At 44.3% G+C, this 10,727-nt stretch carries 11 protein-coding genes; all 11 read right to left on the minus strand.

The window, feature by feature from the left end; genetic code table 11:
- Positions 1–17: 17 nt before the first annotated feature.
- Positions 18–596, minus strand: a complete 579-nt coding sequence (gene pduL, locus EV210_RS15600) for a phosphate propanoyltransferase (RefSeq protein ID WP_132082277.1) — start codon at positions 594–596, stop codon at positions 18–20.
- Positions 597–633: 37 nt separating this feature from the next.
- The gene (locus tag EV210_RS15605) at positions 634–981 is read right to left on the minus strand and encodes an ASCH domain-containing protein (RefSeq protein ID WP_132082278.1); all 348 of its coding nucleotides are present in this window, start codon (positions 979–981) and stop codon (positions 634–636) included.
- Positions 982–997: 16 nt separating this feature from the next.
- Entirely contained in the window at positions 998–2,170 is a 1,173-nt protein-coding gene (locus EV210_RS15610) for an LL-diaminopimelate aminotransferase (protein ID WP_243650581.1), read from the minus strand.
- A gap of 67 nt (positions 2,171–2,237) precedes the next feature.
- On the minus strand, positions 2,238–3,632 hold the full coding sequence (gltA, locus tag EV210_RS15615) for an NADPH-dependent glutamate synthase (protein ID WP_132082279.1): 1,395 nt from the start codon (positions 3,630–3,632) through the stop codon (positions 2,238–2,240).
- The gene (locus EV210_RS15620; protein WP_132082280.1) at positions 3,620–4,456 is read right to left on the minus strand and encodes a sulfide/dihydroorotate dehydrogenase-like FAD/NAD-binding protein; all 837 of its coding nucleotides are present in this window, start codon (positions 4,454–4,456) and stop codon (positions 3,620–3,622) included. The genes gltA and EV210_RS15620 overlap by 13 nt, the downstream gene beginning before the upstream one ends.
- Positions 4,457–4,481: 25 nt before the next feature.
- Positions 4,482–5,762, minus strand: coding sequence for an amidohydrolase (locus EV210_RS15625; RefSeq protein ID WP_132082281.1), 1,281 nt, complete (start codon positions 5,760–5,762; stop codon positions 4,482–4,484).
- The gene (locus EV210_RS15630; RefSeq protein ID WP_132082282.1) at positions 5,755–6,426 is read right to left on the minus strand and encodes a class II aldolase/adducin family protein; all 672 of its coding nucleotides are present in this window, start codon (positions 6,424–6,426) and stop codon (positions 5,755–5,757) included. Before EV210_RS15630 ends, EV210_RS15625 begins: the two co-directional genes overlap by 8 nt.
- 18 nt (positions 6,427–6,444) lie before the next feature.
- Positions 6,445–7,686 (minus strand): adenosylhomocysteinase, encoded by a 1,242-nt coding sequence (locus EV210_RS15635; protein ID WP_132082296.1) that lies wholly within the window; start codon positions 7,684–7,686, stop codon positions 6,445–6,447.
- A gap of 3 nt (positions 7,687–7,689) precedes the next feature.
- The gene (mtnA, locus tag EV210_RS15640; protein WP_424218047.1) at positions 7,690–8,775 is read right to left on the minus strand and encodes an S-methyl-5-thioribose-1-phosphate isomerase; all 1,086 of its coding nucleotides are present in this window, start codon (positions 8,773–8,775) and stop codon (positions 7,690–7,692) included.
- Positions 8,756–9,550, minus strand: a complete 795-nt coding sequence (gene mtnP / locus EV210_RS15645) for an S-methyl-5'-thioadenosine phosphorylase (protein WP_132082284.1) — start codon at positions 9,548–9,550, stop codon at positions 8,756–8,758. Before mtnP ends, mtnA begins: the two co-directional genes overlap by 20 nt.
- 178 nt (positions 9,551–9,728) lie before the next feature.
- Complete coding sequence (locus EV210_RS15650; RefSeq protein WP_243650582.1) at positions 9,729–10,343, minus strand: acetate uptake transporter; 615 nt, start codon at positions 10,341–10,343, stop codon at positions 9,729–9,731.
- Positions 10,344–10,727 lie beyond the last annotated feature (384 nt).

The following is a 10,727-nucleotide window of genomic DNA, read 5'->3' on the forward strand; positions in this document are numbered from 1 at the left end:
GCGGGGTATTGGAGAATTTACTTTTTAATTACAGTTACCATTTCGCCGGTTTTTACCATGCCTGCATTACCTTCATCGGTATCGATATGCATTTCCAGCTGATACGATGGGCTGACCCTGACAAGGACTTGATCAAACAAAAGTCCCCGATCCCCGCCACAGCGCACCTGAACAATTTCTTTATCAGTCAAATTCATTTTTTCTGCATCTGCTGGAGTCATATGAATATGTCTGCAGGCGGCAATAACACCTTCTTGCAATTGAACAGAGCCTTTCGGTCCAACGAGTGTTACACCGGGAGAGCCTGTAAGGTCTCCAGAATCACGAACTGGTGGTTTAATACCTAATTTGACAGCATCAGTCAGAGCAATTTCCACTTGGCTCTTGCTGCGAACCGGTCCTAAGATGCGGACATTTTTAAAGGATCCTTTTTCGGTTACTAAATCAATCGTTTCCTGAGCAGCAAATTGCCCGGGCTGAGACAATTCTTTAATAGAAGTAAGTTCATAGCCTTCTCCATAAAGAATATCCAAATGTTCACGCGAAACGTGGGCATGACGACCCGATACACCAATAGGAACTTTAATTTCTAACACTTGAGCAGCACTCCTTTTGCGTCTAATCTATAATCATTTACTCAATGATCTCGGAAAAATATACAACGGTAACAATGTCACCAGGTGTGATTACTTTATCGTAAATAGACTGAATAAAAACCAGGAAATCTTCCACACTGGCAATATCCGGGTTTTCGCCTTGAAGGTCATCTGAGGTAAGCTGGGAAATGGGTTTAACCAGAACACGATCTATCATCGCCGTAAATATTTTCTTTTTCTGTGCAAAGCGTTTCCCTACTGTAACCCAGACGATATCGCCTTCTGTATATTTATGGGTTTTATCGCCTAAACGAATTGTACAGGTTTTACGACGGCAAACCAATTGACTATGATAGTTCGAAGAATAAAAATTTAAGGCTCGCATGCTAGCTCTCTCCTCATTATAATTTGCCCAGCCATGATTCAATACGATGGACAGCTTCCGACAACCTGTCTTCAGGCTGTACGAGAGCAATTCGGACAAAACCTTCACCAAATTGACCAAACCCACTGCCCGGAATCAATGCCACACCTGCATGTTTTAGTAAATCCACAACAAAATCAAAAGAAGATTGTTGCGTCGGAACCGGAGCCCAAACATACATCGAAGCTTGAGGGCGGTTAACCTGCCATCCCATTTGATTCAATCCATTAACAATAATATCTCTACGCCGCTGATAAGTCAATGCCGTCTCTCTAACACAATCCTGCGGTCCGGTTAAAGCGGCTACAGCAGCTTGTTGAATCGGTTGAAAGATCCCATAATCGAAATTTGACTTTACTTTGCCCAGTAAAGCAATAACTTCTTTGTTACCAACAACCATTCCAGCACGGCAGCCAGCCATATTATAGGTTTTCGACAAGGAATGGAATTCAATAGCGACTTCTTTTGCGCCAGGAATACTAAGGAAACTATCTGGTCTGTAGCCATCGAAAACCAATTCACTATAAGCAAAATCGTGGCAAACCAATATATTATAGCGTTTGGCAAATGCGACGACTTGCTCAAAGAATTCGCGCGGTGCAGTTGCAGCTAACGGATTATTAGGATAATTAATAATCATCATTTTTGCCCGCTTCAGCACCGCCTCACTGATTGCAGAAAGATCCGGCAGATAATGATTCGCCGCCGTTAGAGGCATCCGATACAATTCCGCTCCGGCCATAAGCGGCCCGGCACTGAAAATCGGATATCCGGGATCAGGAACTAATACCACATCTCCAGGATTCACAAGGCATAATGCAATATGAGCCAGTCCGTCCTGAGAGCCGATAAGCGAATACACTTCTGTCTGTGCATCCAGATCAACATCAAAATGGCTCTTGTACCAGTTGGAAACTGCATTGGAAAAAGCAGGTATTCCTTTGGATAACGTGTAGCCATAATTATTCCGGTTCCCCACCCCTTGCTGCAGAGCCTCAATAATATGACCCGCAGGTGCTAAGTCAGGACTGCCGATACTAAGCGTAATAATATCTTTGCCTGCGGCAACCTGCTCTTTGCGCAAATTATCTACTTCAGTAAAAATAGCCGATGTCAGGCCCTGCATACGCTGTGCTTGGCGAAACTCCACTTCCAGTCACCTTCCTCAAGAATCCGTACTCTTTCTATTAGTTCCAGAAAAAAACCGTTAAATCCTGTTAGCAGCCTTTCTTTTTCTGGATATATTCATGAATAGCAAGAGCCGCTTTCTTCCCTGCTCCCATTGCTAAAATAACGGTTGCAGCTCCTGTAACAATATCACCGCCGGCAAAAACACCCTCTTTAGATGTTTGACCGTTTTCATCAGCCTTGATATTACCGCGACGATCTACCTCCAGCCCCGGAGTCGTTTGTTGAACAAGTGGATTGGGGCCCTGCCCGATTGCCATAATAACAGTATCAACATCAAGAACAAAATTAGAGGACGGAATGGCAATCGGTTTGCGGCGTCCCGATGAATCCGGTTCACCTAATTCCATGCGAATGCATTCTAAGCCCTTTACCCAGCCTTTGTCGTCACCAACTATGGCCATAGGGTTTGTAAGCAGTCGGAACTGAACGCCTTCTTCTTTTGCATGCTCCTTCTCTTCTGCTCTGGCAGGCATTTCATCTTCTGAGCGGCGATAGACAATATAAACATTCTCGGCCCCCAGCCGCAAAGCAGTACGGGCAGCATCCATCGCAACATTGCCAGCTCCCACAACCGCTACATTTTGGCCAGCATGTACAGGTGTGCCTGCTGCCGGATATTTATAAGCCTTCATTAAGTTAACCCGCGTCAGAAATTCATTAGCCGAGTAAACACCATTCAGATTTTCACCCGGTATTTCCAGAAAGTGAGGCAGACCAGCACCTGTTGAAATAAACACACTGTCGTAACCTTCTTCGTTTAACAGCTCATCTATGGTAAATGTTTTTCCAACAATAGCATTAACCATAATTTCTACGCCAAGCTCTTTTAATTCATTAATTTCGCTGGCAACAATTTCTTTGGGCAAACGAAATTCCGGGATGCCGTACATTAAGACACCACCAGGAGCGTGCAGGGCTTCCATTACGGTTACTTTATAGCCTAAACGGGCTAAATCACCAGCTGCCGCCAGTCCTGCCGGGCCAGCTCCAATAATGGCAACCTTCCCCTGGTTAAGTTCAGCCGGTTGGGCAGGCTGCTTAGTTTCTGATAAGCGGAATTGATCAGCAGCAAAACGCTCTAATCTGCCAATCGCTACTGGTTCGCCTCTTTTGCCGACAACGCAGTATTTTTCGCATTGATCTTCTTGCGGACACACACGGCCGCATACTGCAGGAAGGTTATTTTTTGTTTTTATCTCAGCAATTGCAGAATCAAAATCACCATCTTTAATATGCTTGATAAACTCCGGGATATTTATCCCTACCGGACAGCCTTGACGGCAGGGGGCAGTTTTGCATTGCAAACAGCGTTTCGCTTCGCTTTGTGCCGTATCAGGTGCATACCCCAAAGCAACTTCCGAAAAATTTCTCCGTCTTTCCTGCGGTTCCTGTTCCGGCATTTTATTTTTTACCCATGACATTTGCAGCTACCCCCTTGAGGACGTTCTTGCTTTTCATGATGATGATACATTCTTTGCCGGGCCATTAGTCCTGCAAAATCAACTTCGTGAGCATCAAATTCCGGTCCGTCAACGCAGGCAAATTTATTCTCATTGGCAACGCTTACCCGGCAGCCGCCACACATTCCCGTACCATCAACCATTATCGGGTTGAGGCTTACAATCGTATGGATACTATACGGACGGGTAACTTCCGCTACGCTGCGCATCATGACTACTGGTCCAATTGCCATAACGACAGCAATTTCTTCTCCTGCTTCGATCAGCTCTTTAAGCGGATCGATGACAAGACCTTTACGACCCTTAGAACCGTCATCAGTCGTTATATGGAAAACGTCGCTGACTGCTGCCATTTCTTTTTCGAGAATCAATAAGTCTTTATTACGGGCGCCAATAATCGAAATAACTTTGTTGCCCGCCTCTTTGTACGCTCTGGCAATCGGATACACAGGCGCTACACCAATGCCTCCGCCAATACATACGACAGTGCCGAACTTTTCAATATGCGTGGCTTTCCCCAGCGGTCCTGCCACATCCAGGAATTGATCCCCTTGCTTTAAGCTGCCCATCTGCCGCGTACTGTGACCAACTTCTTGAAAAATAAGCGTAATCGTACCCTTCTCGCGATCAAAATCAGCAATAGTTAACGGAATTCGTTCACCCTCATCATCCATCCGGACAATGACAAACTGCCCTGGCTGGCACTTTTTTGCGATCAGAGGCGCTTGTACATGAAAAAGCTTTACACTAGGTGCCAGTTCTTCTGAGTAAACAATGGTATACACTAATTCTCTCCTCCTGCCAATTCATCTATTGTATAAGTCTCATGCCACGCTGTTGTACTTCCTTCAGCATCTGTTCTTCATCAATTGTTGTAAGCGTACGGTTATCCAGCAAAATTTTACCGTCTACGATAACGGTGTGCACATCAGCAGCGGCTGCAGAATATATTAACAGCGATGCCCTGTCATGGCGTGGGTACCAATGGGGAGCACGCATGTCAAATAAGGTTATGTCGGCTTTAAAGCCAGGAAGTAAGCTACCTGTGACCTGACCAAGTCCAAGTGCATTCGCACCAAAGGTTGTAGCCATGCTGACGGCCGTTGACGCCGGAATAAGCAGGGGATCGCCGCGATGCACTTTATGCAGCATCGCAGCCAGCCGCATTTCTTCCAGCATATCAAGATTATTATTGCTGGCCGCACCATCAGTTCCCAGGCCTACATTAAGACCGGCTGCCAGCATTTCAGGAACTGGTCCAATACCGCTGGCTAACTTCATATTGCTGCCAGGGTTATGAGCAACACGAACATTCTTTTGTTTCATAATTTGAATATCTTCCGCAGAAACATGAACACAGTGAGCTGCCAGTACTCCACGGTCTAATACACCTAAATCATTCATTAAGGCGATTGGCGTTTTTCCATGCTTTTCAATACAAGTTTTTACTTCCCCGGCTGTTTCTGCAAGATGAATATGAATCTCTGCGCCCAGCTTTTCCGACAACGCAACTACTTTTTTTAAATATGCAGGCGGACAAGTATAAGGCGCATGAGGCCCTAACATCACCGTTATTCGCCCTTCAGCCGCATTATGCCATTCCCGGTAAAAAGTTTCACTTTCAATCAACGCCTGTTCAGCGGTGGGAGCTACACCAGCCATCCCTCTTGCTAAAACTGCCCGAATGCCGCTTTGTTCCACTGCTTGGGCAACTTGCGGCATAAAGAAGTACATATCGGCAAATGTCGTCGTTCCCGATTTAAGCATTTCCGCAATTGCCAATTGAGTTCCCCAATAGACATCATCAGCAGTTAAATTGGCTTCTGCCGGCCAAATTTTGTTCTCCAGCCAGTCCATCAGGGCCATGTCATCTGCATAGCTCCTAAACAGTGTCATCGCTGCGTGGGTATGCGTATTAATAAAGCCGGGAACAGCCAGCTTATCCGTGCAGTCAATGACTCTATCCGCCTGCCAGCTTGCTGTTATCCCGCCGATCTCCTTGATGACAGAACCTTCAATCGCGATATCACCTTTTTGCATCTTTCCATTCGCTGCTAAAAACTCAGTATTTTTCAAGAGTATTTTACTCATTTGCTACAACCTCCTGTCGTTTGCGATACTGCTCAAGATAAAAGGCATGCATGCTGTCTACGTCTGCTTGACTTAATACGACAGCGCCCCCCAGCTGATTCGCATAGATAAAGATTTGTGCCGCTTTTTCGACAAGTTCACAAGCAGTAAGCGCCTCATGTAACGATTTTCCGCAGCCGATTACACCATGGTTAGCCAAAAGAACCGCATTTTTATTGCCTAATGCTAAAACAGCGTTAGCAGCGAGCTCTTTCGTGCCTGGCAAAGCATAGCGAGCTACTTCAATTTCACCGCCGGCAAGCTGAACTAAATCCTCAATAATGGGAGGAATAGCTCTCCGGGCAACTGCACAGGAACTGGCAAAAATACTGTGTGTGTGGACAATCGCTTGCACATCCGAACGAGCCTGATAAATGGCAGTATGTAATGGGAGTTCGGAAGAAGGCTTAAGGATCCCCTCAACCACTCGCTCCTGGTAGTCAACAACCATAATATCATCTGTCTGCATATCCCGATAATTGCGTCCTGAAGGCGTTATTGCAATCATCTGCCCGCAGGGCGTGCGGGAACTAACGTTCCCCCACGTTCCTGCAACCAAATTCTTTTCCAGTAAGTTCTGACCTGTTACTAATATTTCTTTTTTTAGCTGCCCTATCGTTTTCAAAACATGCCTCCGCCTGCGTTAAGCCTGGTGCAAATAGTTATACTGTTCCGCAGTGAGTTGATCAATGGCAATATTCATAGCCTGCAGTTTTAACGCGGCTACTTTTAAATCTAATTCATGCGGTAATTTGTGTACCGTGTTCTCCATCTTCGCATGGTTTTCTAAAATATATAATACGGATAAAGCCTGCATGGCAAAAGACAAATCCATGATCTCTGTCGGATGACCATCACCTGCAGCCAGATTGACTAAGCGTCCCTCGGCAAGCAGATAAATTTTTCTGCCATCCTGCATGGTAAATTCTTCAATATTTTTCCGAACTTTTCTAATAGAAACAGCATGCCGGGCAAGATCCTCTTTATTGATTTCAACATCAAAATGACCTGCATTAGCCAATAATGCACCTGATTTCATGTTCGCAAAATGTTCGCCGATGATAACGTCCTTGCAGCCTGTTAACGTAACAAAAATATCTCCCAAAGCTGCTGCCTGCTTCATAGGCATAACTTGAAACCCATCAAAAACAGCTTCAATAGCTTTAACAGGATCAATTTCAGTTATAATAACGTTTGCCCCAAGTCCTTTGGCTCGCATGGCAACCCCTTTGCCGCACCAGCCATACCCCGCAACAACCACTGTCTTACCAGTTATGGTAAGATTGGTAGTCCGCATAATTCCATCCCACGTAGACTGGCCTGTTCCATAGCGATTATCAAAAAGATATTTACAGTTAGCATCATTAACGGCTATCATTGGAAACTTCAGTTTTCCAGCATCAGCCAGACTGTGCAGACGCAGGACACCTGTTGTAGTTTCTTCTGAACCGCCGAGAATTCCTGCCGCCAATTCCGAGCGTTTTCCATGCAGCAGCGCAACTAAATCTCCACCGTCATCAATGATAATATCGGGCTTAGTATCCAAAGCATGATGCAAGAACTGCTCATATTCTTCTTCTGTAGTATTGTACCAGGCATAAACAGTGACTCCCTGCTCAGCCAAAGCGGCTGCCACATCATCCTGTGTAGATAAGGGATTACTGCCGGTAATACAAACATTGGCACCGGCATTTTTTAAAACAAGCGCTAAATAGGCAGTTTTTGCTTCCAAGTGCATCGTGATAACCACATTCTTACCAGCTAGGGGCTTGGTTTTGGACAAGTCCTCATTTAATATATTGAGAACAGGCATAAACTCCTTAACCCAATTAATTTTATCATGACCTTGGGCTGCCAGAGCTATATCCCGAACGATTGATTTCATCATTTATATTCCACCTCTCTGTTGTTTTAGCTGATCAATTGCATTACGATAAGAGGGCCTTAGAACACCATATTCCGTAATAATAGCTGTAATCAAATGATGCGGGGTAACATCAAAAGCAGGATTAAATACATCTACGCCTGCCGGTGTACAAGCTATTCCACAAAATGTGGTAACCTCCTCAGGGTTGCGCTCCTCAATGGGAATGTCTTCCCCGGTTTCCATAGAAAAGTCAAAAGTAGATAGCGGTGCCGCAACATAAAAAGGAATATGATGCTGTTTTGCCAGTACGGCAACGCTATATGTACCAATTTTATTAGCAACATCACCATTTAAGGCAATTCGGTCAGCTCCGACAATAACAGCCTGAACCATCCCCTTTTTCATAACCCAGCCTGCCATATTATCGGTAATCACCGTAACCGGAATATTATCCTCTTTGAGTTCCCATGCCGTTAAACGCGCACCTTGTAACAGCGGACGAGTCTCATCGGCATAAACCCTGCTAATCCGTTTTTCGCTCCAGGCCTGACGGATAACCCCAAGCGCTGTTCCAAAGTCAACGGTAGCCAATGCACCAGCATTGCAATGAGTCAACACGGACATACCAGTCTGTTCAAAAAGGGCTGCGCCAAATTCTGCTATTCTTTTATTTACTTGCCTGTCTTCGGCCGCAATAGCAAGTGCTTCTTCTTCTAATGCCTGAATGATAGCACCGGTACTGACGGCAGAATCCAAACGACTCACTACTGCCAGCATACGGTCAATTGCCCAGGACAAGTTAACTGCTGTCGGCCGCGTCTCTTTAAGTTCCTCAGCTACCAGCCGCAGGTTGTGTTCAAAATCACCTTGATCATTTTGGATCTCATAAGCGCCTAATACCAGACCGAACGCAGCTGCGGCCCCAATAGCCGGGGCCCCGCGCACTTCCAGCCGCCGTATTGCTTCGGCCACAACCCGCCAGTCTTTGCATTCAATCATTTGGACAGCTTGTGGCAGACAAGTCTGATTTAAAAGAGTTAAACATTGATTATTCCAATTCATTGATTTCATGGGAACCACCGCTTTACTATAATTTAAAACCGCCATACTCAGCCAGCGCCGCCTGGCAGCTGCAGTCCGTGTTTGGCTCAAGCATAGTAATACATTCCATAATCAAATTTTTGATGTTTTCAGCATTGGCTGCCATAGTTTCCACGACTTCATTATGTGTTAACGGTTGTGGCGAGATGCCTGCGGCAAAATTTGTAACCATCGATACTGTAGCATAGCACATTTCAGCCTCTTTGGCCAATGTTACTTCCGGAACATTCGTCATGCCAACCAAATCGCCGCCTAATTTAGCAAACATCTTAATTTCCGCAGGAGTTTCAAAGCGCGGCCCCTCCGTACAAACATACACTCCTTTTGTATGGATTGCAATCCCTAAATTCTGCGCAGCAAGCTGTAATTTTCCTCTAAGAGTTGCGCAATAGGGTTCTGTTACGTCCAAATGGGCGACCCCTCGCTCTCCACCTTCATAGAACGTTGTGGTACGATTTTTTGTAAAATCCAGGAATTGGTCGATAATAACAAAATCTCCTGGCTTCATAGCCTGATTGAGCGAACCAACAGCAGTTGTTGCAATAATATTCTGTACACCAATCTTTTTCATAGCCCAGATATTCGCCCGGTAGTTAATTAAATGCGGTGGAATGGAGTGTTTGCTTCCATGTCGCGGAATAAAGGCAATCTCTTTTCCTGCAAACTCTCCAACCTTGAAATTTACGGTTCCGTAAGGCGTGTCAATTTGCTCTTCCCGTACATTGTCCAGGATACGTGGATCATACACACCAGTGCCGCCGATTATTGCGATTTTAGTCATCTTATATCACCTTTGCCTATTTATTTCTACTACTTATCTTATAAAATAGCGCTCTTGTTATGCATAATAAAAAGCACTACGTCTATTTTACTATATTTTACTACTTTCTATCTAGGTGAAAAAAAAGTTCTTCCTCACTTTGCAGTTGAGGAAGAACTTTTCGTTTTTAATGCTGGGATTATTTAAAAATACCGAAAGGCTTGCCAACAGGGAGAAAGGCTTTTCCAAACCATTTATTCAGGAAAGTTGCTCCTGAACCGTAAAATCCAAGCAGCGAAATAGCCAATTCTGTCCAGGCAGCCATTGCATGCGCCCAATGTCCACCCATTCCGAAAGAATCAATGGCGAGACCAATAAAAAGTACGTTGATTAAACACATAATGGAAAAAATAACTTTATTCGTTTCCATAGCAGCAACAGTACCGAAGAGTGAAAAGATCAGGTAACCGATAAAAGCAAAGCCCAATTGCTTTACATCAACAGCACTAGCAAGAACAGCACCAAATGCACCCATTTTAATCAGCCAAAGTGCAGCCATCGAAATCCAGAATAATCCATAAGCACCGAATACAGTTGCACCAAACAGATTATTGTGCTTAAAATCATATACGCACGCCATCATTTGTGCAATTGATCCAAGAAAAATAGCCCAGGGAATAACAAATGACATACCGGTTGTCCAAGCTAATTTTTGCGATGCTGCAACGAAACATACCATTGCCAAACCAAAGAGCCCTAGTGCAGACGGATCGGCCACCACAATTTGTACTTTTTGATCATTGTTGTTGCTCACTCATTTACCTCCTATAATTTAAGAAATGCATCATAAAAATACCATAAAAAATAACTATAGTCAATTAGTCTTGGCCTATAGAACAAAGAATATTTTTTATACCTGTTAATAAAAGTAAGCACTAGTATCTTCTGTTAAATTCTTGCTATTTTTGGTAAAATTCTGTATCTTCCAAATTAACATTATTCCTGTCTCACAATCCATTTATTGTATAAATAAAATCTATATTAGATACATTCTTCGTATTTTGAAAAAGGAATCTCTTTTTAGCTGATTGGATTCTTACACCAAGTCACTAACCACCCGTAAAACGGGTGGCTTGATTAAGCCCTAAAAGGGCATGTTACTAGCTGAGTCTCAAGACTCACTGAAAAGGTTACCGAC

This window comes from Anaerospora hongkongensis (genome assembly GCF_004339805.1).
GTDB classification, from domain to species: domain Bacteria; phylum Bacillota; class Negativicutes; order Sporomusales; family DSM-15969; genus Anaerospora; species Anaerospora hongkongensis.

Bases quoted from the DNA above. Each gene is read 5' to 3' on its own strand.
- EV210_RS15605 (WP_132082278.1), bottom strand. From the start codon at position 981: ATGCGAGCCTTAAATTTTTATTCTTCGAACTATCATAGTCAATTGGTT.
- gltA (WP_132082279.1), bottom strand. From the start codon at position 3,632: ATGTCATGGGTAAAAAATAAAATGCCGGAACAGGAACCGCAGGAAAGA.
- EV210_RS15625 (WP_132082281.1), bottom strand. From the start codon at position 5,762: ATGAGTAAAATACTCTTGAAAAATACTGAGTTTTTAGCAGCGAATGGA.
- EV210_RS15635 (WP_132082296.1), bottom strand. From the start codon at position 7,686: ATGAAATCAATCGTTCGGGATATAGCTCTGGCAGCCCAAGGTCATGAT.
- mtnA (WP_424218047.1), bottom strand. From the start codon at position 8,775: ATGGCGGTTTTAAATTATAGTAAAGCGGTGGTTCCCATGAAATCAATG.
- mtnP (WP_132082284.1), bottom strand. From the start codon at position 9,550: ATGACTAAAATCGCAATAATCGGCGGCACTGGTGTGTATGATCCACGT.